At 43.8% G+C, this 24,194-nt stretch carries 27 protein-coding genes; 2 read left to right on the forward strand and 25 right to left on the reverse strand.

What is annotated here, in order from left to right; genetic code table 11:
• Positions 1 to 119 precede the first annotated feature (119 nt).
• Entirely contained in the window at positions 120 to 3,134 is a 3,015-nt protein-coding gene (locus tag L5M17_RS14185) for a UvrD-helicase domain-containing protein (protein ID WP_263148198.1), read from the forward strand.
• Between the two features lie 64 nt (positions 3,135 to 3,198).
• Here L5M17_RS14185 and L5M17_RS14190 read toward each other — a convergent pair whose 3' ends face one another.
• The 25 genes from L5M17_RS14190 to flgB form a co-directional block, all read right to left on the reverse strand.
• The gene (locus L5M17_RS14190; RefSeq protein ID WP_113940804.1) at positions 3,199 to 3,486 is read right to left on the reverse strand and encodes a hypothetical protein; all 288 of its coding nucleotides are present in this window, start codon (positions 3,484 to 3,486) and stop codon (positions 3,199 to 3,201) included.
• A gap of 8 nt (positions 3,487 to 3,494) precedes the next feature.
• Entirely contained in the window at positions 3,495 to 3,929 is a 435-nt protein-coding gene (locus L5M17_RS14195) for a pilus assembly protein PilZ (protein ID WP_113940805.1), read from the reverse strand.
• A 34-nt stretch (positions 3,930 to 3,963) separates the two neighbouring features.
• Positions 3,964 to 4,884 carry a flagellar motor protein MotB gene (locus L5M17_RS14200; protein WP_131523401.1) on the reverse strand — a complete coding sequence of 307 codons (921 nt, stop codon included), beginning with the start codon at positions 4,882 to 4,884 and terminating at the stop codon, positions 3,964 to 3,966.
• Complete coding sequence (motA, locus tag L5M17_RS14205) at positions 4,884 to 5,741, reverse strand: flagellar motor stator protein MotA (protein ID WP_168825865.1); 858 nt, start codon at positions 5,739 to 5,741, stop codon at positions 4,884 to 4,886. The genes L5M17_RS14200 and motA overlap by 1 nt, the downstream gene beginning before the upstream one ends.
• Before the next feature lie 23 nt (positions 5,742 to 5,764).
• Positions 5,765 to 6,481, reverse strand: a complete 717-nt coding sequence (locus L5M17_RS14210; RefSeq protein ID WP_113940808.1) for an RNA polymerase sigma factor FliA — start codon at positions 6,479 to 6,481, stop codon at positions 5,765 to 5,767.
• An 11-nt stretch (positions 6,482 to 6,492) separates the two neighbouring features.
• On the reverse strand, positions 6,493 to 6,960 hold the full coding sequence (gene fliL, locus L5M17_RS14215; protein WP_168825867.1) for a flagellar basal body-associated protein FliL: 468 nt from the start codon (positions 6,958 to 6,960) through the stop codon (positions 6,493 to 6,495).
• Positions 6,961 to 6,976: 16 nt separating this feature from the next.
• Positions 6,977 to 8,185: a flagellar hook-length control protein FliK gene (locus L5M17_RS14220; protein WP_263148201.1), complete on the reverse strand. Its 1,209-nt coding sequence runs from the start codon at positions 8,183 to 8,185 to the stop codon at positions 6,977 to 6,979.
• Positions 8,175 to 8,501, reverse strand: a complete 327-nt coding sequence (locus L5M17_RS14225; protein WP_168825871.1) for a hypothetical protein — start codon at positions 8,499 to 8,501, stop codon at positions 8,175 to 8,177. Before L5M17_RS14225 ends, L5M17_RS14220 begins: the two co-directional genes overlap by 11 nt.
• The gene (gene fliS / locus L5M17_RS14230) at positions 8,470 to 8,850 is read right to left on the reverse strand and encodes a flagellar export chaperone FliS (RefSeq protein ID WP_113940812.1); all 381 of its coding nucleotides are present in this window, start codon (positions 8,848 to 8,850) and stop codon (positions 8,470 to 8,472) included. Before fliS ends, L5M17_RS14225 begins: the two co-directional genes overlap by 32 nt.
• A 13-nt stretch (positions 8,851 to 8,863) precedes the next feature.
• Positions 8,864 to 10,210 carry a flagellar filament capping protein FliD gene (fliD, locus tag L5M17_RS14235; protein ID WP_263148203.1) on the reverse strand — a complete coding sequence of 449 codons (1,347 nt, stop codon included), beginning with the start codon at positions 10,208 to 10,210 and terminating at the stop codon, positions 8,864 to 8,866.
• A 302-nt stretch (positions 10,211 to 10,512) separates the two neighbouring features.
• Complete coding sequence (locus tag L5M17_RS14240) at positions 10,513 to 11,331, reverse strand: flagellin (RefSeq protein ID WP_113940814.1); 819 nt, start codon at positions 11,329 to 11,331, stop codon at positions 10,513 to 10,515.
• 220 nt (positions 11,332 to 11,551) lie between these two features.
• Positions 11,552 to 12,355, reverse strand: coding sequence for a flagellin (locus tag L5M17_RS14245; RefSeq protein WP_113940815.1), 804 nt, complete (start codon positions 12,353 to 12,355; stop codon positions 11,552 to 11,554).
• Between the two features lie 219 nt (positions 12,356 to 12,574).
• Positions 12,575 to 13,387 carry a flagellin gene (locus L5M17_RS14250; RefSeq protein WP_006083386.1) on the reverse strand — a complete coding sequence of 271 codons (813 nt, stop codon included), beginning with the start codon at positions 13,385 to 13,387 and terminating at the stop codon, positions 12,575 to 12,577.
• 144 nt (positions 13,388 to 13,531) lie between these two features.
• Entirely contained in the window at positions 13,532 to 14,545 is a 1,014-nt protein-coding gene (locus L5M17_RS14255) for a hypothetical protein (protein WP_113940816.1), read from the reverse strand.
• A 12-nt stretch (positions 14,546 to 14,557) separates the two neighbouring features.
• The gene (gene flgL, locus L5M17_RS14260) at positions 14,558 to 15,475 is read right to left on the reverse strand and encodes a flagellar hook-associated protein FlgL (RefSeq protein WP_219251932.1); all 918 of its coding nucleotides are present in this window, start codon (positions 15,473 to 15,475) and stop codon (positions 14,558 to 14,560) included.
• Positions 15,476 to 15,486: 11 nt separating this feature from the next.
• Complete coding sequence (gene flgK, locus L5M17_RS14265) at positions 15,487 to 16,860, reverse strand: flagellar hook-associated protein FlgK (protein WP_113940818.1); 1,374 nt, start codon at positions 16,858 to 16,860, stop codon at positions 15,487 to 15,489.
• A complete protein-coding gene (locus L5M17_RS14270; RefSeq protein WP_113940819.1) occupies positions 16,857 to 17,264 on the reverse strand; it encodes a rod-binding protein in 408 nt (135 codons plus the stop codon). The genes flgK and L5M17_RS14270 overlap by 4 nt, the downstream gene beginning before the upstream one ends.
• Entirely contained in the window at positions 17,264 to 18,376 is a 1,113-nt protein-coding gene (locus L5M17_RS14275; RefSeq protein WP_113940820.1) for a flagellar basal body P-ring protein FlgI, read from the reverse strand. The genes L5M17_RS14270 and L5M17_RS14275 overlap by 1 nt, the downstream gene beginning before the upstream one ends.
• Positions 18,377 to 18,390: 14 nt before the next feature.
• Complete coding sequence (flgH, locus tag L5M17_RS14280; protein WP_113940821.1) at positions 18,391 to 19,053, reverse strand: flagellar basal body L-ring protein FlgH; 663 nt, start codon at positions 19,051 to 19,053, stop codon at positions 18,391 to 18,393.
• A gap of 10 nt (positions 19,054 to 19,063) precedes the next feature.
• On the reverse strand, positions 19,064 to 19,849 hold the full coding sequence (gene flgG, locus L5M17_RS14285) for a flagellar basal-body rod protein FlgG (RefSeq protein WP_006083393.1): 786 nt from the start codon (positions 19,847 to 19,849) through the stop codon (positions 19,064 to 19,066).
• 11 nt (positions 19,850 to 19,860) lie between these two features.
• Positions 19,861 to 20,595 carry a flagellar basal body rod protein FlgF gene (locus L5M17_RS14290; protein WP_131523393.1) on the reverse strand — a complete coding sequence of 245 codons (735 nt, stop codon included), beginning with the start codon at positions 20,593 to 20,595 and terminating at the stop codon, positions 19,861 to 19,863.
• 14 nt (positions 20,596 to 20,609) lie between these two features.
• The gene (flgE, locus tag L5M17_RS14295) at positions 20,610 to 21,812 is read right to left on the reverse strand and encodes a flagellar hook protein FlgE (RefSeq protein ID WP_198573117.1); all 1,203 of its coding nucleotides are present in this window, start codon (positions 21,810 to 21,812) and stop codon (positions 20,610 to 20,612) included.
• Positions 21,813 to 21,834: 22 nt separating this feature from the next.
• Positions 21,835 to 22,497, reverse strand: coding sequence for a flagellar hook assembly protein FlgD (locus L5M17_RS14300; protein ID WP_263148206.1), 663 nt, complete (start codon positions 22,495 to 22,497; stop codon positions 21,835 to 21,837).
• 2 nt (positions 22,498 to 22,499) lie between these two features.
• Positions 22,500 to 22,916 carry a flagellar basal body rod protein FlgC gene (gene flgC, locus L5M17_RS14305; RefSeq protein ID WP_113940825.1) on the reverse strand — a complete coding sequence of 139 codons (417 nt, stop codon included), beginning with the start codon at positions 22,914 to 22,916 and terminating at the stop codon, positions 22,500 to 22,502.
• Between the two features lie 8 nt (positions 22,917 to 22,924).
• Positions 22,925 to 23,275 (reverse strand): flagellar basal body rod protein FlgB, encoded by a 351-nt coding sequence (gene flgB / locus L5M17_RS14310; RefSeq protein ID WP_113940826.1) that lies wholly within the window; start codon positions 23,273 to 23,275, stop codon positions 22,925 to 22,927.
• A 96-nt stretch (positions 23,276 to 23,371) separates the two neighbouring features.
• Here flgB and flgA point away from each other — a divergent pair, with 96 nt between their 5' ends.
• The gene (gene flgA, locus L5M17_RS14315) at positions 23,372 to 24,109 is read left to right on the forward strand and encodes a flagellar basal body P-ring formation chaperone FlgA (protein WP_131523391.1); all 738 of its coding nucleotides are present in this window, start codon (positions 23,372 to 23,374) and stop codon (positions 24,107 to 24,109) included.
• The last annotated feature ends 85 nt before the right edge of the window (positions 24,110 to 24,194 follow it).

The raw sequence follows: 24,194 nt of genomic DNA on the forward strand, positions 1-24,194 counted from the left end.
TTAATAAATAATCCATACAGCCCATAGCACAACCTTGACACGAGCCATCGTTTTTTAAGTTATAATGCATTTAAAAATCAGTCTGTTAATTCTAAAACTTTTTAGCCGTAGGTTTTACATTGTCATTGAATCACTCTGAACAAGATATCAAACACAGTTGGTTTGGCCGTTTCTTTATTGGCAAAGCTGATGCGGTAAAACTCACCACGAGTGGTATTAGCATTAATCGCACTAAAGGCGGCTTTTTTGCTCACTCTCGCAGCGCTAACAAAGTAGAAGCTGACGAATGTTTTACCTGGCAACAGCTCGATTCCCCACCATTTTTTACCTTAAGTCCACTAGGTTATCTACTCGGTTTCACGGTATTAGGCAAAGCCTATCAACTGCCGTTTCTCAGCTATTTTGCACAGCATCAATTTAGCAATCAAATCGCACAGTATTGGGCGAATGCCAATGGGCCGCGCGTTGCTGAGTTAATGGCGAAAGTGGATAAGACACTGACACACAATTATTTACGTGAATCACGGGTGGAAATGATACAAGCCAGAGTCGCGCGCGAATATCAGCGTTGGTTCCCTTGGGGTGAAAACCTGCCATTGGCGACACATTTACACACAGGGTTAGCGAGGCTTAAGCAAATCCACCGCTGGACTCGCGCCGATATAAAGCAACTGCGTGAAGATTACATTCAGTCGCAGCTCATTAAATTTGCTGACTATTTTGAGCATGTAGAATCTAATCCCTTAACCGAAAAACAGTGCCGAGCTTGTATTATCGATGATAACAATAACCTGTTATTGGCAGGCGCGGGCACGGGAAAGACCAGTGTGATGGTCGGTCGAGCAGGATATTTGCTTAAGAGTGGTCAAGCAAAAGCCGATGAAATATTGCTATTAGCCTATGGCCGTAAAGCGGCTGACGAGATGGATGCGCGGATTAAAAGCAGGCTTGGTACGGATGATATCAAGGCGAGCACCTTCCACAGTTTAGGCTCAAAAATTATCGCCGACGTTGAGCGCGCGAAACCGAGTTTGTCCCCTTTAGCGGAGGATGACAAAGCCAAAGAGCTGTGGGTGCACAATACCCTTGAGACTTTGATTGAAAATGAGGCTTACCGTAAACAACTTTTCGAGTACTTCAGTCGTTTCTATTATGTTGAAAAAAGCCCATTCGAGTTCGATATGGAAGGCGAGTATTTTCAATACTTAAATAATAACGATATTCGCAGTCTTAAAGGTGAGCGAGTCAAAAGCTTTGGTGAGCTCTACATTGCCAACTGGCTATTTAGTAATGGAATCGAATATGTCTATGAAGCTAAGTATGAGCATGATGTGCGCAGTATTGATTTTCGTCAGTATCAACCCGATTTCTATCTGCCTGAATACCAAATTTATCTTGAATACTATGGTATTGATGAACACCAGCATACCGCTCCTTATATCGATAACCAGAAATACTTGGAATCGATGGCATGGAAACGCCAGCTACATCAACAGCATGGCACTAAGTGTGTTGAGCTATTTTATTACCAACATAAAAAAGGGTTGTTAATCAGTAAGCTTGAGCAAGCTTTACAGGTCTTTAAAGTACAATATGCGCCCTTACCCGATGAAGCCATACTAGCAACCCTACATGAACTTGGCCGCGTGACCGAATTGGCAAAAATGTTTAGTCAGCTGATAGGGCTGTATAAAGCGGCTTGCCTTGATGAACATGGGTTTGAGGGTGTATTTGCTCGCGCCGCCGATGCTCAGCAGACCCGCAAGGCATTCGAACTGCTTGAGCCCATACTCACGCGCTATGAGCAGCATTTAGCGATAAATGGCGACATTGATTTTGAGGACATGATTGGCAAAGCGTTGACGTATCTACAACGCGGACAATTCATTAGCCCGTGGCGTTTTATTATGGTGGATGAGTTCCAAGATATTTCAGAACCACGTGCCCGCTTAGTCCGCGCCTTGAGAGATTCCTGTGCACCCCATTCTAAAGCGTTGGCGTCTTTATTTTGTGTCGGGGATGACTGGCAGGCAATTTATCGTTTTAGCGGTGCAGATGTGAGTTTAACAACGCAATTTAGCCAATATTTTGGCCCAACAACCCAAAGCTACTTGGATCTGACTTTTAGGTTTAACAGTAGTATTGGGCAAGTCGCCACTCAGTTTGTTACCCAGAATCCCACGCAATTGAGGAAGGACATTCACTCCCTCATGCAGGTCGCCTACTCTGCAGTCTCAATATTACGCCGCGGAGAAAATGAGCAGTCAAACCTAAATGAACCAAGCCCAAATGCACTGGAACAAGCATTAATGGCCATTAGTGCAAGGATAAGCGCTAGAAGTGACAAACTTAACAGCGTAGCAAGCGTCTATTTACTGGCACGTTTTTGGTTTCAGCTACCCGATAAAACCCAAGTAAACCAACTCGAGGCTAAGTACCCTAACTTGAAAATTGAGTGCCAATCTTTTCATGCTTCGAAAGGGAAAGAAGCCGATTATGTGGTGATCATGGGGATGAAGACGGGAATGCATGGCTTCCCTTCAATGAAAGTCACTCCTCCGATACTAGATGCATTTTTACCAAAAACAGAAGCGTTTGAATTTGCAGAAGAACGTCGACTGTTTTATGTCGCGTTAACGCGGGCAAAACACCGCGCCTATGTGATTGCCGATATGACAGACGTGAGCCCATTCGTCACCGAACTGCTTACAAAAGGCTACGCAATTGAACAAGATGAGTTCAGCATCTCTTTAGTTCAAAGGTTATTTGAAGACATAAAATGCGTGCGTTGTAGCACGGGAACGCTTAAGCCTAGAACGGGAAAATTTAAATCGTTTTATTCCTGCTCACATTTTCCCCTTTGCGATCACAAGGAAGAAGGTTGTGAGCTCTGTGCTAGCCCAATGACCCGCACACGCTTTGCTGGCTTTAAGGTATGTTTGAATGAGAACTGTGGTCATATAGCACCACTTTGTAGCCTCTGTGGTGGCGATATGCTGTTAAAGGATGGTCGATTCGGCCCCTTTTGGGCTTGTCGCAATTACCGCGGGCAAAACCTACCCAGCTGCATGAATATTCTAAACAAGGCCAAGTTGTCGCTCCCATGCGAGCGACCCAAAAAGCATGTGAGCTAGATGCAAGAATGCTCAACAAAAGCCTATAACAATGAGTCGCAACTCATTTTTATAGGCAGGGGATTTAGAGTAAAAAGAAGAAATAAACAACGAGGAAAAAGGAGCTGAGTGCGCCAATAACCACTGGGTAAATGAGATAAGCATCTTGCGCTCTGGCAGCACGAATAAAACATAAATGAGCCAGAAAATAATTATAGATAAAAATCATAATTGAAATCATAACACCATGGCTAAAGCGTAATGTATTCATATTGAGTGCAACAATAATAAGCAATAGCCAATTCAGCAGAATAAGATACAGAAAGACCTTCTGTAATTTATCCGAGCCGTTTCGATGAAAAGATGCAGCCATTGCATATCCTATATTTTCGCCCGTAGTCTAATTGCATCAATCAAGTTCTGGACTTCAGCTTTATCACGATAAATCCAGCGAGCGCCTAAGAACTTCAATCGACCTTTAATCGTGTGTTCTCGAGTTACCTCACATAAGACTCGTGTTTGCTCAAGTTCAATATAGAATCTCCTCCCTACTGGCAGTGGTTCATTGCACAAAATCCCAACACCGCCAATGCTAATATCTTTTATATTTGCAGTTCCAATCGGCGTAATAACAAACCAGCGAGTTGTTGATAAATTTACTGTCAGGCCATCGCATGCAAATGCGAGTGGCGCTCTTTTATTTCGTCTCAGGCTAAATCTTTGATGAGTTCGACGATTATCAAATTCAATAATCTGATACTCAGGGGTCGCTTCAACTTCATCCTCAGAATGTACAAACTCTTCATACAGATTCATAGTCATCCCTAACAAATGAGAGCAGGTATTAACACTAGCGAGTGTTTGCTTGGCGCTTAATTTCGTTGATTGTAACGCCACTTGGGACTGTATCGTTCGGAGCGCCAATCATGCCTCTTAATAACTGTTCAGCAGAGGAGGTTAAAATAAGCGCCTCAATCCGACGATTAGCCGCCGCAGCAGTATCCGAAGTGATGTAAGGAACCTGATCAGCCATACCCGTCACCTGAATAACCTGATCGCGTTTAACACCGCCACGCTCAAGCACTCTTCGTGCTAATAGTGCTCTTTCACTCGATAATTCCCAATTGGTAAATAAATTGCCCGCATAAGGTGTTGAATCTGTATGACCCGAAATAACCATGCTGTTGGTGACATTTTTTAAAATCGGCCCTAAAGATAAAAGTAATTCTTCAAAATAGGGTTGCATCTGCGCACTGCCTCGCGTGAACATAAATTGATTCACATTATCGTGAATTAAGATGCGTATGCCTTGAGGCACAATCGTCACGGCAATATTTTCAGCCATGCTCGAGCTTTGCACGACTCGATTCAATTCTCTGGCGAGCACAGTTAATTGCGCCTGAGTATCAAATTGCCCGGGGATGAGCGCACCCTCCTCTAATCCTTCTGACTCCGAACCTCTAGGCATAGAATTGGAAGGTATGATTGGAGGAGCAATAGACATATTTCCTTCTAAATCAATAATCGAAGATGACTGACTTAGCTCAAATGGATTCATTGGACCAGTGGGATTCATATCTCCACGTAAATACTGCACTATCATGGTTCGCTCTTTTTGATCTGCGATTTGCATGATCCACAGCACCATAAAGAGCGCCATCATAGCAAGCGTGAAATCGGCAAAAGCGACTTTCCACGCACCACCATGCCCATGATTACGCTTTCCTCGCTTTCGCCGCTTGATAATAATCGGCTCATTTTTATGGAGCATTAGCTTCTCTGCCCTTCCATCCAACGTTCTAACTCTATAAATGAAGGACGATTTTCACTTTGTATTTGTTTCCGTCCCGCATCAATAGCCATCATTGGTGGTTTACCTTTTGAAAAGGTCACTAAAATAGCGGCTATGCACCGAAGCTGTGCCGATTTGCGATCAACTAGATGTTCTAATGCCTTTGACATTGGGTCAAAGAAACAATAACACGCGAAAATACCAATAAATGTACCGACTAATGCCGCGGCAACTTTGACACCAATCATAGTAATTGGGCCATCAATATTAGACATAGTAATGATAATACCGAGTACAGCAGCTAAAATACCAAAGCCAGGCATAGCCTCTCCCACCTTACTAAAAGCTTCCGATGGCCGTAATCTGTCCTCTTCTATACGATGAATTTCTTCTTCTAGGATATGCTCTAAGTCATGGGGAGATATTTTCCCAATAGACTGCACTCGTAAGTTATCAATTAAAAACTGTAAAACATTTGGGTGATTGAGCACGGCTGGGTACATTAGAAAAATAGAGCTCTGATGAGGATTTTCTAAATGTTCATCGAGCACTTTTAAGCCTTGAGATTGGATCTGAGCCATTAAAGTGCCCATCAAAGGAAATAGCTGAGGATATAATTCAGGATCTTCCTTGCCCTTATTAAATAATTCTTTTAACTGCTCAAACATCTCTTTTAATACTGATTGTGGGTTAGCAATAATGAGCGCTCCAACTCCGGCCCCCATAATGATTAAAATTTCAGCAGGCTGCCACAATGCAGACAAAGCTCCACCAGCCCAAACATATCCACCAAACACAGAAGCTAAAATGATTAACAGCCCAACTAGTTTACTCATTACGATCTTCTCACTTTTAAACTTTAGCGCTGCAATATTGTTTTTAACTGTGAAATTGCTGATTTATGCAGCTGGCAAATACGCGTTTCAGTCAATCCCAATGCCATAGCAATTTCTTTTAAATTCAGCTCATGATGATAGTAAAGCGACAAAATTAGCTGTTCTCTTTCATTTAATTTTGAAATAACTTTAATCAAGGTTTGCTTCAGCATTAACCGCTCAACATCATTGCTTCTATCTACTGGATGATCACCGCCCAATAGCAACTCATCTAAGCTTTTCATCGACTCTGCTTGCGTCGAGTATAAACGTTCCCGATAATCCTCCGCGCTAAGCCCAAGCGCACTGGCCACTTCAAGATCGCTTGGTTCACGTCCCATCTCTCGACTCAAACGTCTAACAACATCATTAAGCTCATGGGCCTGCTGTCTAACAGGTCTAGGACGCCAATCCTGCCGCCTCAACTCGTCGAGTATGGCACCGCGAATCCGTTGCCCAGCGAAGGAAATAAATCCATTATCCAGCTCGCCAGGATACCGACGTGATGACTCAAGCAAGGCCATCATGCCAATTTGCTCCATATCCTCGAGTGATAACATCACGCCGCAGTGACTGCGCATCTGCGAGACTATACGTTTGATTAATGGCAAGTATTGTCGAATAATCTGTTGTTCAGATTGACGCTCTTCGACTGGATAATCACAGGTTTGTTGATATGCGAGTTGGCCCGCTGCTGTCATGATAAGGCCTCTTACTGGATCACCATGCGAGTAAAGAGTACTTCATCAATATCTGATGGTAATTGGTTATCTGACAGCACTTTAACCATCAATATCAACGCTTCTGATTGTAAACTGTCAAGCTGATCTAAGTGGTTCAACTGCTCAAATGTTTTACGTGAGAACATCTTCATCATAGCGTTTCGTATAAGTGGATCTGACTCCAGCAACACCGCTTTCATATTGGGATTACGGCTTTTTAATGACATTTCAAGCAGCATGTAATGGGGATACTTATCCCCGGGAATCGATATCACAAACTTTTCTAACGGGTAAAACTTTGCAACTGGTATAGGTTCGACTTCCGGTTCCGATGCAAAAAGCTCTGCTAGCTTCCAATCTCCACTACTTGTTCCAATCCAGAATGCACCTGCGGTCGAACTAATGAGCACAAGTAACGCTACGATAATCTTTACTAAACGAGATTTTAAAATTGCCATTAAACGACTCCGGCACTTAAGCCAATAAATCTAATTGGGATTTCTCTCTCGCCATCACATCGACTACATTATCCGTTGTAGTCTCAGCCGCTATCGAAGAGGAGAATAATGCAGTTTCCTGTTGATGCTGTTGCGATTCACCTTGACCAATATCGACATCAATTTGACCGCCATGATCCATTGCTAAATCCACTCTCAAACGATCCAAACCATTGAGTAATGCATCTCGAATTGCCGGATTTACTGCATGCATTTGCACCTGTAAACGATCACCCTCTAAACGGATATTGAGCTCAATCTTGCCCAGCTCTGGCGGATCTAACCTTAATTCGGCTTTCTTAATATGTTGATCGACTTGGAAACGAAGATGCTCTCTTAAGGGAGTAAGGATCTCCTGAGAGTGCTGCGCTAAATAAGCCATGGGAGTGAGAGATACGGGGCCCCATTGAGTAGCACTTGCAGCCTGCGTACCCGCAACCTGCTGAGATCCTATCGCATTAATATCTTTAACTTCATGCCCCCTAAGTTCTGCCAACACACGCTGAAACACTGACGAGTCAGATTTCAAATGCTCAAAATCCCCAGAGAAAGTTGCCAGCGTTGAATCCTGCGTAAATACGCCGCTCATTTTCAAGGATTCGCCACTCATGCCCACAGGCTGAGTACGACTTCCTGCAAGAGCCATAGATGAGGTCATCCCTGAACTAAATAGCGTTCCTCTTTGATCTGTGGCTGAGAGCCCAATTAAAGACGCTGGAGTTCGACCTATCGGATCCGCTTTAACAGTTTCCGCAGGAAAAATCACAGGAACAAACGGCGCGACAGCAGTCGGTGAAACGAGACTGTTCTGAGGCGTAGCGGCTAAGCCATCTTGACTAATAGGTGCTGAGTTAATCTCAGTATTTAACAGTGACGGAGATACTCCTGGTACAACAGGAGCAGCAACTGATACAACAGAAGAAGCAACGGGTGCAAAAGGCACTGAGTCGGAAAAATCACTATTAATATATTGATTTAAAAAGGTATCAGCATCACTACCTAGAGCTTTTTCTGCACTCGGAGTCCACATAGCACTCTCTAGCGGAAGAGATTCCGCAGGCAATCCTATAGGGAATGCCAACAAGGTAAATGACTCAGATTTATCTTTATCAACTGCACTTGTCACTTTAGTCGTCAAGCTGGTATTTGTGCCAACAGGACGAGTTGAAAGAAGATCAGAGATCATCCAAAGCTCCACTTACTTGTGTTAATTGATAGGCTGCTAAACCTGGTTGTTGCGCCTTAAAGCGGCCCATTTCAGCGGCTAATTCATCACGAGCCAAGATCAACTCTTGCAGCACTTGGGAATGAACCCGCTTTAATTCTGCACGTGCCAATTTCTGCTCAATATCATGAGTCTCACCTGCCTGTTGCAGGGCTTTGATCAAAGCGATGTTCACTTTTCGGACGCTTTCCCAATCCTGAGCATCTGCATATTGGCGTAAAGCATTCGCAAAACGCGCCCACTGCTTAATTGAGATTTGTCCATCCTTCTCTGACATTGGTAATCACCTGAGTCACTGGAACTAGCGCTTCAGCACTGTTTTCGACACTGGCGCTGACAAGCTGACGGCTACAAAAGTCATAGAGACGATGTAAGCTCACGGCAACCTCACCACCATTTTCAAGGTCAAGCATAGAGTCCAAGCCATGCACGATATTAAGGCACTTATGGATACTCATTCCTTTCGCCTCAAACCTTTGGTATTCCATATGGCCAGCGGTCCGCTCTAGTTCTTCCAATAAACCATCAAGTAACATACGCACCATGTCATGGGTTGTTGCTGCCGCTACTTGTGCATCTAAAGCGGTTTGCTTGTAGGCATTAAATGGATCGTACTCATTTAACATTTTTTACTGCTTCCTATGAAAACAACTGACTTGCGGAATTAAACTGATTAATGGTGGATTCCATTGCCGTAAACTGGGTTAAATAAATCTGATACTTTTGATTCATTTGATAATCATGGCGCGCCATACTGTCATTCACACTTTTAATCTGCTTATTTAGCGCTTCCTGCTTTTGATCGATATAGCCATTGAACTGTGTAAAAGGTTTTAGGGTCTTTTCTATGCTTTTGATATAACTGTCAGGACCAGTAAACATGGCTTGTACTTTTTCTGGATCACTTTTAAAGCTATCGGTCAGCTTAGCATCATCAATTTTTAGTTTTCCGTCTCGTCCAATCTCAATCCCGATATCAGACAAACGCATGCCATTAGCAGCCATTGCAAATACAGAATCACGTAATTTAGACTGGAGAAGGCGAATAGAGGTATCCCCCTTCAACACACCAATTTGCGCTTCACTCACTGCAGTGCTTTTGTCTTCCTTATCTTTATCGGAAGAGCCAGAGTCAGAGGTTTTAACGCCCATAGAACGAGTTAATTGATTAATTTGCGTCATTAAAGAATTAAATGAATCGACAAAATCCTTAACCGCTTTCTTATTCGCTTCAAAATCGTCAGTGACTTTAATCATGCTGCTTTCACCAGCCGCATGCACCTTGACTAATTCGAGGCTGACACCATCAACAACATTTTCTAGATAGTTACTACTGCTGGTAATACTGATACCGTTTAATGTGAGTTCCGCATCTTGTGCTGCACGACGTTCTGTCATGCCCCAATCGGCACCGTTAAACTCTACCTTCACTTGATTCGCGACACCCGATTCCTTTGAAGACAGCATAAATTCGATTTGGTTACCTGTGCGCACTAATGACGCTTGTACACCAGGATTACCCACTTGTTTATTGATCACATCGCGTAACTGAGACACAGAAATAGCCGCACCGCCATTAACCGTTGCCAAATCAATGTCCATGCGCTTAGTCGGATCACTACCGACTTGAATACTGATAATGCCCGACGTTGGCAACAATTCACTTTCAGAGGAATAGGCTTTAGTCAGTTGATGCGCTTGCGCAAGTTTATGCACGCTCAAATCATAGTTGCCCTTTGGAGCATCAGATTTAACTGTCGCGGTCGCATTCTCGCCCGTAACCGTAGCAATTTTGCCTTTAGCTGCATCGCCACCCATTTCACTCAGCTTAGTGGCCATCTTCTTCATATTATTTTCGAGCAATGTATAAGCATCTAACTGTGTTTTGCTGGCAGTTAGCTTACCTTTGTAAAGCGTATCTTTACCTGCGCGGTCTGCGCCAATCAGTTGCTGAGCAAATTGTGCTGCATTCATACCTGAAATCATGACTACCTCCACTCGTTCTAGAGCAAAACGCATGCCAAAAACAAGTTACTGTTTTTAAAGAAATTTAAATAATTAACTGGCCCAAACACAGCTAAATACTTCCGCATGGACACTTAAACAGGAAAACCATCTTCCACTTTGTGTTATCGAAAATTACCCACTAAAACATGAACCTTATAGGTTTCAATCTCGGGTTTAGCGACTACCGACCAATACATAAACCGTGGCTAAAATAAAAATGCCAGTCAGCGCAACTAACTGGCATTTTAGCCGTGACCAATGACATCACTTGCTCAATAACATTAACGCAATAAACCCATGACTAAGCCCGTGTTCTGGTTAGCTGAAGACAGTACCGTTGTACCCGCCTGAACTAATAATTGATTACGTGTCATATTGGCAGATTCAACCGCGAAATCGGCATCCATAATACGGCCGGCAGCGGCTTTAGTATTTTCAGTTACACTGGCAAGGTTAGCCGCAGTATGGCCAAGACGGTTAATGTTGGCACCTAAGGTTGAACGTTCTGTCCCCACTTTAGCCAAGAAGGTATCAACAGCCCCGATAGCCGTATTGGCGGCTGCAGAAGTCAACAAATCACCAGTAACAGTCTTATCAATAGCACCTAAGGTAACTGACATTTGCTCTGCTCCATCCGAGCCAATCTGAAAGGTCACACCTTTGACGAGTACACCATCAGTAGCATCTTTAAATAAGTTATTACCCGCATAGGTTGTATTTTCTACAATCCGGGTAATTTCTGCATTTAATTGCTTAAACTCATCATCCAACGCTTTTAAATCTGCTGTAGAGTTAACGCCGTTTGATGCTTGAGTCGCCAATTCTTTCTGGCGGTTAGCAATGGTCGTTAATTCTTCTAACGCACCATCAGCGGTTTGCAGCATAGAGGTCGCATCAGAAATATTGCGTGAAGCCGTTTCCATGCCCTTTACGTTAGCGCTCATGCGGTTAGCAATTTGCAAACCCGCTGCATCATCAGATGCGCTATTGATACGTAAACCCGTCGACAAACGCTCCATAGCATTAGTTAATAGATTATTACTTTTATTAACAGCACCTTGTGCAACAATTGACGCGTAATTAGTGTGAACACCTAACATATCAGCTCTCCTAGAAAAAACAGTTATCTTGGCTATACCTGAATCCCGGTATAGCTCCATAACTAAGTAAGGCGACAGCAACAGCGCAAAACTAAAACTTATTTAAAAATAGATGGGATCACCTCTATAAAAACAGACTTAAATGGCATCCACAAAACGCCATAAAAAATGCCAGCAAGCTAAGCTTACTGGCACTTAAAACTAACTCAACTCGGCGTAATTAACGCAGTAGCCCCATCACTAAACCTGTATTTTGGTTAGCAGAAGACAGTACCGTTGTACCCGCTTGAACTAATAATTGATTGCGGGTCATATTGGCAGATTCAACCGCGAAATCGGCATCCATAATACGTCCAGCGGCAGCTTTGGTATTTTCAGTCACACTGGCAAGGTTAGCTGCAGTATGTCCAAGACGGTTAATGTTGGCGCCTAGTGTAGAACGTTCTGTACCGACTGCTGCGATGAACGTATCAACAAGGGCAATTGCCGCATTCGCGCCAGTAGTTAAATCACCAGCAGCCAGCGCAGCATCATCTATGGCTGTTGTTGTAACAACCAATTTTTCACCCGTTCCGGCACCAATTTGGAAGGTAACACCAGCCTCCAACTTGGTGAATAAGTTATTACCGGCATAAGTTGTATTATCGAGAATACGGGTAATTTCGGTGTTTAATTGAGTAAACTCATCATTCAGAGCCGTTAAATCATCAGCAGAGTTCACACCGTTTGCCGCTTGAGTGGCGAGTTCTTTCTGGCGATTAGCAATGGTCGTTAATTCTTCTAACGCACCATCAGCGGTTTGTAGCATAGAGGTCGCATCAGAAATATTACGTGAAGCGGTTTCCATACCTTTAACGTTAGCGCTCATGCGGTTAGCAATTTGCAAACCAGCAGCATCATCAGATGCGCTATTGATACGTAAACCTGTCGATAAACGCTCCATTGCATTAGTCAATAGGTTATTGCTTTTGTTAACAGCACCTTGAGCAACAATTGAAGCGTAATTAGTGTGAACACCTAACATATGTAGTTCTCCATTAAATAACGAGCATTTGGGTTAGACCTGAGTTCAGGCATAACTAACTAAAGCGACAACAACAGCACACAACTAAAATCGATATTTAAAAAATAGAGTGCATAGCACTGTAAAAACTAGACTGAAATGGCATGCGCAAACACCATAAAAAATGCCAGTAAGCTAAGCTTACTGGCATTAAAACTAACACTGACTAATTGAATAACATTAGCGCAGTAACCCCATCACTAAACCCGTATTTTGGTTAGCTGAAGACAGTACCGTTGTACCTGCTTGAACTAATAATTGATTGCGCGTCATATTGGCAGATTCAACCGCAAAATCGGCATCCATAATACGGCCAGCAGCGGCTTTGGTGTTTTCAGTTACGCTAGCTAAGTTAGCCGCAGTATGGCCAAGACGGTTAATGTTGGCACCTAAGGTAGAACGCTCAGTACCCACAGCGGCTAAGAAGGTATCCACAAGGGCAATCGCAGCATTGGCGGTACCACCTGTTAAAGTACCTGCGACAGTTTTAGGAATTGCGCCTAATTTAACATCCATTGTTTCCGTTGTTCCGGCGCCAATTTGAAATTTCACGCCCGTACCAGAGGTCAATACACCAGTATCGAATAATTTATTACCGGCATAAGTAGTATTTTCTACAATACGCGTTATTTCGGCGTTCAATTGCGTGAACTCATCATTTAATGCCGTTAAATCAGCCGCAGAGTTAACGCCGTTAGAGGCTTGAGTAGCCAATTCTTTCTGGCGATTAGCAATGGTCGTTAATTCTTCTAACGCACCATCAGCGGTTTGTAGCATAGAGGTCGCATCAGAAATATTGCGTGAAGCCGTTTCCATACCTTTTACGTTAGCGCTCATGCGGTTAGCAATTTGCAGACCAGCAGCATCATCAGATGCACTATTAATACGTAAACCAGTCGATAAACGCTCCATAGCATTAGTTAAAAGGTTATTGCTTTTATTTACAGCACCCTGCGCAACGATTGAAGCGTAATTAGTATGAACACCTAACATAGTAGTTCTCCAGAAAATAACGATTGTTTTGGTTAGGCCTGAATCCAGGCATAACTCATTAAGGCGACATGAAAAGCTCTTCACTGAAGCCAAATAGCTTATTTTCAAAAATTAAATAATCACACTTAGGGTTCGCTTCAAAAATTAGAGCAGCAGAGCGCTAACCTGTTCGCGGTTCGTATTTCCCTGCGCCATCAAAGATGTTACTTGATAGGCAAAAGGATAGGGTTGCATAAATTTATGCAAATGTTGGAGTTCAAATTTGGGCTGACTAGATGCGGTCAATTGCTTAACCTTCACCAGTAGTAAACGGTGGGATGCTTTAATATCATCAATTTGCACTGTGACTTTTTTATCTACCTTTGACACTTTAGCCAATGTCATTTTTAACTTTTCAGTATCCGTAAAATTCCATTCACGGGGATCCTGCCAACTAAATTTCTCTTCTAATGGTATATTCCTCGGCTCACCCGCTGGCAATCTTTGCCCTTCGCCAACCATTAAAATCGCCCCATTGAGCTTCATCCAAGTCTCATGCTGTACAGTAAACACTGTGTCATTGGTCGATAAGCGGTCGATACTTATCCCAATCGAAGCTAAAACAGGCTCTATGATATCTTGTAGCTCTAAGCGATTTTTATTGGCAGGCAAAAGCAAATGCAATGTTTGCTTCTCTGTAAAAAGCGTAATCCGCTCATCGCGGTTCTTAGGTGATGTGAGATCGACTCGTCGGAACCTAAAAAAATGTAATGCCGCAGGCTGGGATGCTGAAATCAAATTCAAGTGATGATCGAGTAAACGCTTTCCTTGGTAATAAGGCCTAATCTCGATTAATTGTCTTCGACACTCCTCCGCTTTATGTAATGCATCTTCAACAACTGTGTTTTTACTGAACAAGCAGGTTTGTAGCTGTTTGTTTAGTTGACCTAGGATACTTTTGGCTGAAATCAAGCTCTGTAACACCACTTGCGATGCACTAATATTATGTTGCTCTTGAGTCACCTTGGCCCAACGTCCATAGGCTTCCAATCTATGCTTAGGTATGGGCCTCGCTTTCGGTGCACTGCGGGGCGCACCTGATATCGGAGCAACATAATGAGACGTTACCGTCTGACTTTGACGTAACTGACTAAGTGACTCACCTATCCCTTTGATCATTTAACTCATTACCTACATATGATTGAAAAGGGACAGCTGGCTTATCTGTACAAAAGTTTGCTGGGTAATTTTTAATGCGGTTAATTTGACATTGAACTCGGCAGTGGCAGCGGCATAATCGAGCTCCTGCGTTTCACCTATCACTTGTTTACTAAACAACACCATTTCTTCATGGGAGCTTTTAACTAAAGCGAGATTATTTTGCTTGCCACCGAAATCGGTAATAGCCGCACCTATGCTATCTAAGGTTTCACTTAACGCTGTTTGTATTCCACTCGCGGCCGCACTAAAAGCAGGATCGCTTGGTGATAAGCTTGGATCATTTAATACGTTAATATAGTCCATTGCTTGATTCAAAATATCTTGACCAGCATTGGAGAACAAGACTTTTTCGGCGGTGACATTAGCCGTAGTCCATGAAGAGCTAGACGTTTGTACCGTTCTCTCGCTAGCATCACCTTGATAGACGTATCGCCCAACCGCATCCTTAACTACCGCAGCTTTCTCAATCGCATTACCGGAAAAGAGATAATTACCCGACTCATCAGTGGCGTTAATATTATCCACTAACCCCTTTAAGAGTTCTTCCATTTCAGAAGCATAGGATGCTCTATCCTCTTTCGAGAGATTCGAGCTATTAGTCGCAATACTGATTTCTTTCATCCGCTGCTGCGTCTCAACCATGCTGGATAAATAGGTTTCAGCACGGCTCATATTGGTACTTAAGGAATCGATATTTTTAACATATTGCTGTACTAGTGCTAAATCACGTTGGTTATCCATTACCCGAACAACACCAATAGGATCATCCGAAGGCGATAGTATTGAAACACCTTTAGAGAGCATTTGATTCAAACGTGCCACATCATAGGTCGTGTTCTGCAAACTGTTTAAATTGTTAGTGTATAAATTTTGCATTGTTACACGCATGAATAAAGTCCTTAAAAGCTACTAAGCATAGTTTGAAACAGTTGATCTGCGGTGGAAATCACCTTCGCATTCGCCATATATGACTGCTGATAGATGATCAAATTAATCCCTTCTTCATCGGGATTCACACCACTGGTACTCGCCCATTGGGACTGCGCATCTTTTTGCAAATCTACACTGGTTTTAGCAAATGAAATCGCTTGGCGAGAAGCAGAACCTAACTGGCCAACCTTGCTGGAGAAGGATTCCGCTAAGCTTGTATTACTGCCAAGGCTAGTAAAACTCAGTTCTTTATTCGCTAGCTGTACTAAAGCTTTTAAATTTGCGTTATCGCCTTGGGTGCCATCTTTACCAAAGGCAAGTTTATCAGGCGTAAAACCGGCCGTTAGAGATAAGCTTCCTCCTGGGTTATTAGCTTGATAAGTAAATAAATCCTGTGACGGTGTCGCACCATTTAAGTCAGTGCCAGAAGCAAGAATAGAATTAAATTCGGTCGCTAACATTACCGCTAATTCATCTATGTACTGTTGCGAATCCGCGAGCTGCACATCACGGTACGTAAGCAAGGCACCTAAACTGCCACCAGCGGTTTCATCAACATTAAACTGGCTAGCACCAAATTGGATTGTCACCAAATCGTTCTTAGGATTGGTGGGATCGGGATTACTCGTTAACTTAGCGGCAGTATTTCCCGTCAATAGCGGCTCACCTCGTGCCAGCGAGATATTGACCATGCCTTGGCTATCTTCAACAACCCGAATATCTAAAATCGCAGCTAAGTCATCAATCGCAGCATCTCGACTATCTTGCAGTGCAGGGGGAATAGTTCCTGTCACACTCGCCGCCTGAATGTCGCGGTTGAAACTGGCAATAATATTTAGTTGTGAGTTGATCTCTTTTACGGACGAACCAAGCTGTCCATTGATCTGATTACGTTGCGAATCAATATTGTCGTTGATTGCATTCACTCTTTGGGCAACGGCTTTAGCCTCATTAAGTACACCTTGTCGGTAGGCAATGAGATTAGGTTGTTCCATAGATGAATTGAGGGCGGCGAATAATTGATCTAGGCCTTTTGAGATATTATTCCCTTCGGCACCAAATACTTGTTCAGCCTGACGTAAATAACTACTTTGCACTTTAGAAAAACCAACAGCACTCGTGGTTTGCCATAACTGCGCGACTTCGTATTGATCAGAGATCCGTCTAACACCATCAACAAACACGCCCGCGCCGGAGCCATAAGCACCGCCACCAACCGAACTTAACATCACCTGCTGACGTGAATAGCCTGCAACCATAGCATTAGCAACGTTATTTGAGGTTGCATTCAATGCGGCCATGCTTGCCAATAAGCCAGACTTACCAATGTTCAACATGCTCATTTAAAATCCTTCACAACGGGCCGCATAATAAGTGCAGGCTGCATCGCTGTTGTTGTCATCTGTTGAGGATCAAAGGCGACCGGATCTTTCTCAGACTGAAATGAACGTGATAGCTGCTTGGTCATCACGTCAGCCAAGCCCATACCATTGACTTGGCTTAAACGACTTGCCAATTCCGCATCATGTAAATCTTGATAAAGGCCATTATTGCTTTTGGAGGTTAAAGGATTATCTTCATCGGCCATAGCGTCGGTGGCTGAGCGCATTTGCTTAAGTACCGTTTGCAGGAACTGCGCCTCAAATTGTTGACTGACTAATTTAAGTGCACCTTGCTCGCCATTCGCCTTAATCAAATCATCGGCATTCAGCTTATTTAAGTAACCGCCCGTATTTTCAACTTTCATTAAATCACCACCAAATCAGCTTCTAAAGAGCCCGCTTCCGCCAAAGCTTCTAAAATTGCCATCAAGTCCATTGGTGTCGCACCTAAGCTATTTACGGCACGCACGATTTCTTCAATTGCTGTGCCCTCGGGCCAAACAAACATACGTTTGTTACCTTGCTCGACCAATACTTGGCTATCATTAGTCACCACGGTTTCCCCTGCGGCATTACCAAGATAAGCGCCATTAGGCTGGCTCACGTTTTCACGTTCAACAATAGTCACTGTCAGATTGCCATGGCTCACAGCGGCTTTACGAACCACAACATCTCCCCCTAATACCACTGTCCCCGTACGGCTATTAAACACGATTCTAGGTGAACGTCGGCCTTGGTCAATCTTGAGTTCTTCAAGCATTGACATAAAAGTCACACGCTCTCGATTCGACTTAGGCGCGTGTATCAGAACCTTGGCATGATCTTGCGCACGCGCAACATCGGGTCCAAATAGTTCGTTAACAGCCCGTTCGATATTTCGGGCGGTTTTAAAGTTGGGATCCTTAAGGTTTAATATGATGTCTTCATTATCACTAAAGTTACTTTTGATTGGTGCCTCAAGTAAGGCACCATTGGGGATAGTGCCAACAGTTGGCACATTCACAGTCACAGATGATCCATTACGACCGGCGGCAGAAATACCGCCAACCACTAAGTTGCCCTGCGCTACCGCGTAAACCTCACCATCGACAGCCCTAAGAGGCGTCATTAATAAGGTTCCGCCCTGAAGACTTTTTGCATCACCAAGGGATGAAACCGTCACATCTAAGGATTGTCCTGGGCTCGCCAGAGAAGTAATAGTCGCATGCACAGCAACGGCGGCGACGTTCTTTAACTTAGGATCGGTTTTATCATCAATCTGTACACCAAACTGCTTAAGCATATTGACGACAGATTGACTGGTAAATTTAACTTGAGAGCGGTCACCCGTCCCATTTAACCCGACGACTAAGCCATAACCCACGAGTTGGTTATCACGCAGACCTTGCACATCGACAATATCCATCAAGTAGCGGCTTTGCTCTTCCGCTTGCAGTGTACCAGTAGCCAAAAGTAACAATAATAAACAACGTAGCATCAAAATATCCTTTGCTAGAGCGGGAACCATGGACTATTGAAATAGCGAGAAGCCCATCCCATAGCATTACTGTCGGCAATGGCACCTTGACCACCATAGATAATTCGGGCATCGGCAATACGTTGCGACGATATCGTATTGTCATTACCTATATCATCAGCACGTATAATGCCAAGTAAGCGTAAATACTCATCGCCCTGATTCAATCGCAGCCATTTTTCACCACGTATCAACAAGGTACCATTAGGTAAAACCTTAGAAACAGTTACAGTGATTGAACCTGATAACTGGTTTTGCTGTGTACTTGAGCCTGCACCATTAAACCCTCTCGAAAAAGAGGTTTTACCGTCAGCATTGGCCGTTTTATCACCAATATTGCCCGCAAGTCCCATACCCATATCTTGTTCTTTGTTGGTCTTGGTATCCGCTTTCTTACTCGAATAGGTTTTTTCATCTAACGCGACGGTTAAAATATCGCCCTCACGGAAAGCACGTTTATCCTTAAAAAGTGTCAACATGAAACCGGGACGATAAAGACTGCCATCCTTTGCATCTGGCAGGCTGTAGTCAATCTCAGGCGGTGCCCACTCTTTAGTGCCAGGTTTAGTCTCCTTATCTGGAATATGCGACATACAACCCGATAACAGTGCAAACCATAAAAACCATAACCAACGCATGATTGCCTCTCTAAACCGATTGATTGAGGAACTTGAGCATATCGTCTGAGGCTGACACAACTTTGGCATTCATCTCATATGCTCTCTGCGTGGAAATCATTTCGACCATTTCTTCCACCACGTTGACGTTTGCGCCCTCTAGCGCACCCTGTCTTAAAGCACCTAAAGCTTGATCACCCGCCACACCTTCAACCGCCACACCCGATGCCGCCGTTTCACGGTAAAGGTTGTCACCTCGAGCTTCTAACCCTGCTGGATTAGTAAAGTTAACAAGCGTGATTTGACCTAAATCTTGAGGTTCAGCTTCACCCGCCATTTTCGCTGTGACAACACCATCGTTAGCAATGGTAACGGTTAGCGCATCTTCAGGGATCACGATATTAGGCACTAAAGGTAAACCTTGTGACGTGACCATCATGCCTTCACTACTGCGATAAAACTGACCGTCACGGGTATAAGCAAGATCGCCATTTGGCTCTTCTACTTGGAAAAAACCATGACCTTCGATCGCTAAATCCAACTGCTGACTGGTATTTTGCATATCCCCAGTAGTGAATATTTTTTGAGTACCAACGACTCTCGTTCCTGCACCTAATTGCAGACCCGATGGCAGATTATTCAGTGCATCAACCTGTCCACCTGGCTGACGTTGAACCTGATAAAACAGATCATTAAACGCAACACGGTCACGCTTAAAACCTGTGGTATTCACGTTTGCCAAGTTGTTGGCAATCGCAGTCATTTTCGTATCTTGTGCTGTTAGGCCGGTTTTACTTACCCATAACGCTGATTGCATACCAATAATCCTTAAACATTGCCCAGCAGACGATTACCAGCCTCGGCCAGCTTTTCTGCACTTTTCATTAACTTAACTTGAATCTCAAATTGACGACTCAAATCCATAGATGCAATAAGCTCTGACACGGCCTGCACGTTACTCGACTCAAGGAAGCCACTATCCACTAACACACCTTCATCTTGTGGCACTGCTTGGCCATCACGACGATAGAGCAACCCATCTTGCCCCTTTTGCATTAAGGCAAAGTCAGGATTCACTAGCTTTAATCGGCCCACTTCCTCAATGATCCCGCCTTCAGAGGGTAAAACACTGACGGTGCCGTCTTCACCCACAAAGACATCTTTATGCTCAGGCAGCGCTATCGGCCCATCAACGCCTAATACAGGTCGGCCATCGATAGTCAGTTGCCCCTCGGCATTTGTCTCGATTGCGCCCGAACGGGTGTATGCTTCAACACCGTCAACAGCCACACTGAACAAGCCACGATCGCGGATCGCTAAATCCAATGAACGGCCCGTAGGATTGATCACCCCACTTTGCTGGCTAAAACCACTACTCTCAGTCTGTGCCATGACCCTTGTGTTCAAACTATTACCTTGAACAGCTAAAGGCACTGCATTAACACGCTCAAGGTCGGCTTTAAATCCTGCAGTTTCAGCGTTAGCCAAGTTATTCGCGCGAATACTTTGCGCCTCAAGAATACGAACTGCACCACTGGCGGCGGTATAAAGCATCTTCTCCATGTCAGTGTCTCTTCTTAAATGGCATTAAGTAATGCTTGTTGCATAGTCGAGTTCACATCAAGAACTTTGGCGTTAGATTGATAATTACGTTGTGCCGACATGAGGTTAACCATTTCAGCGGTCGTATCCACATTCGAGCCCTCTAAATACCCCCCCGTTACAGTGCCCATAGTTCCTGTAGATGGCGCCCCCATAATCGCTTGCCCAGCGGTATTTGTAGCCACCCAAGCATTGTTACTCACGGCCGATAAACCGTTGGGATTACTAAAGTTTGCGAGGACGACCTGACCCTGTAATTGATCTTGGCCGTTAGTATAAGTGCCATACAACATGCCATTGTCATCCAGACGCACACCTTTCAATTCACCCGAGGTGTAACCGTCTTGAGATAAACTCGAGTTGTTGTATTTGGCGGCATACTGAGTGCTTTTATCAAAATTGATATCAAATTTAAGCGGTGATGCCCCATTACCCAATGTAAGGTCGAAGGTATCCTTTGTTGTAGTTGGATCTAAAATGCCTTTTGAATCAAATTTTAATGTTGTTTGGTCTGGCAGAAGAGTCCCATCCAGAGTGTAATTAATCGTCCACTCATTCGGCGCTGTTTTTACATAATACTGAGTCACCACATGCTCAGTACCCAAAGAGTCGTAGACACTGGTGGTACCAATAGAGTGATAACTATCAATATTTTTAGGATCAAATGGCACGGCTGGGACAGCTGGGGGAATAACATCGACTCTCGCATCGAGATTTGAAACCATGCTGACATTCGTTGTGGCTTTGGCCGCTAAAGAAGCCGTTTGTACCTGTAAATCACCCGCATTACCAGTTTGCAATCTTCCCGTCGCATTCACAGAATATCCCTGTAAACGATTACCGACTGGATCGGTTATAAAGCCTTGATTGTCCTTATGGAACATCCCTGCTCTAGCATACATGGCGCCGCCATCATTCCCCTTGAGAACAAAAAAGCCTTCGCCTTGGATCCCCATATCAAGCTGACGACCGGTATAAGTTAAGCTGCCACCTTTAGAGAAGTTTTGGCTCGTTGACATCACGCCAACGCCACCCGCCTGACCACCATTATAAATTGATGCAAATTCACTACGGCCACCGCGAAACCCACTCGTTGATGCGTTAGCAATGTTATTACTGATAGTGTTGAGGTCTTGAGTCGTCGCCTGTAAACCACTTAAAGCTATGTTAAATGACATCTTAATATCCTATAAAAATAATTTACGAAACTTCAGAAATATTGAGCACAGAAACAACCCCAACACCATGACCCATTTCAGCCATCATCATGCCGGATGCACTGGAGAAATGGATTCTCTCGATCGGTGCCTTAATATACGTTGGCGCAACTAAACTATTTTCACCTAGTGTCGCCTTAGCTTTGATTTCATATTTGCCTGCAGACAACCCCAGCTCAGCAGGATCGATAGAGAACCGAACATCACCAACATCCTGAGCACCGAGTTGAATAGTGCTAACGACCTGACCTTGTGCATCGATAATTTCAAGATCTAAGCCTTCAGCTGCATTCTCTAAATACACTTTGCCTTCAACCGCTTCACCATCGAGCTGAAACTCAGACACAGGCACCATGGCATTCTTACCAATCAAAGATGCCGACTGTACTATGCCCAAATTTTCCATCATGACCATTTGGCTTGATTGATTCTTCCGCATTCCCTCTAAGCTTTCGACCTGCGAAAACTGCGCTAATTGAGAGATATACTCAGCACTGTTAAGCGGTTTAGTGGGATCTTGATTCTTGATTTGTGCAATCATTAAGGTCATAAATTCATTCTTTAATGACGCAGCATCATTCCCTGGTGCCGCTAATGCACCTGCAGGATTCTGAATCGAGTTGTTACCAGAGCGAGCCAATTCCATTGCTATTTATTCCCTAGTTGCAATAAACCTTGCTGCATAGAACGCGCACGATTCATGATTTCAACACTGGTTTCAAATGAACGACTTGCCGCCATCATGTCAGCCATTTCTTCAATCGTGTTCACATTAGAGTAAGCAACATAGCCTTGTTCATTGGCAAAGGGATGATTCGGCTCATAACGCATATCCAATGGGGCATCCGCTTGGACTATGTCGCTCACTTCAATCGAAGCACCAATCGCACCTTGTTGAGTCGCATCGTAAATAGTCGCAAATACGGGTTTTAATGCTCGATAGGCCGACTCAGGGTTTTCGGCGGCAGTTCCAGCGTTAGCTAAGTTACTCGCGACCGTATTTAAACGTATGGTCTGAGCATTCATGCCAGCACCCGCTATTTGATAAATATCGCCAAATGACATACAGGCTCCTAACGACCTTCAATAGCAGACTTTAGACCGGCTATTTTCATGTTTAAAAATGTCAAACTCGTTTGATAATCCATCGCATTCTGTGAATATCTTGCCTGTTCCTTACCGAGTTCCACGGTATTATCATCGGCAGAATTTTGATAAGGCATGCGATAAGCGAGGCTGTACTCTTGATTCATCTGCATGCCTGCTTCAACTTGCTTCATGGCCGCTTTGAAATCCAAATCTCTCGCTTTGTACCCCGGAGTTTCGGCATTGATTAAATTACTCGCTAATACCTTGCTTCTCTCCACTCTAAAATCGAGTGTCTGAGGATGTATTCCTAATGCTTTATCAAGGTTGATAGCCATCTCAACTCCTAGTACTGTATGCGTAATTAATTTAGATGGCCGAGCAGCTTACAATTAGCATGCCAATATACTTATTCATATAAAACAGTTGGTTAAATGAAATCGCTATTGATATACGGAAAGTTCTTTTCCCTCACTTTCTTACTGAGCATAGGGTTACTTCCGCTCAATGTGCACGCGAAAGGGAAGATCACGGCGACAGAACAAATATCTCAGCAAATGACAAACTCCGTAGCCGCAGAGATAGCTAAGTGGCAACAATCGCAAGAGATAAAAAAAGTCAGCAAAAAAATCACACTGCACATTCCTTCCAGCACTGCCAAGCTAAAAACGTGTAGCACGGCGCTCCAAGTCGAGGCTGCTAAAGGGCTCCCATTCGGTCGGATCCAACGAAAAATAAGCTGTGCCTCTGAAGGCTGGTCACTCTATGTTCGGGCCAAGGTTGCTCTCAGCGCCTACATTCCTGTTGCCAACAAAACGCTTAAGAGAGATGAAGTTGTCACATCAGAAAATCTACAATGGCAAATGTTGCCCTTAACTGCGTCAGATCAAGACATTATTACTGATGAAAAACACATTTTAGGGCAAGCGGTTGCCAGAAAAATAATCAAAAACAAACCCATAAGAGCAAGCAATTTAAGTGCACCAGAACTCGTGAGCATAGGGGATGAAGTGATTATTGAAGCAGTCAGTGCCACCTTTTATGCCAATATGATTGGGATTGCTATGGATGCGGGTAAACAAGGTGATGCCATTAGAGTGAGGAATAGTAGTTCAGGGAAAATCATTACCGCTTACCCCATAGCTAAGGGGAGAGTTGAAACCCGTTTTTAACATTTAAGCCACCTTAGGATAAATTTAAAAATTTATTTTAGATTTATCCTATTTAGGTCGCCTATATCTAATATCTAGCCATTTA

The organism is Shewanella sp. SW24, from assembly GCF_025653395.1.
GTDB classification, from domain to species: Bacteria; Pseudomonadota; Gammaproteobacteria; order Enterobacterales; family Shewanellaceae; genus Shewanella; species Shewanella oncorhynchi.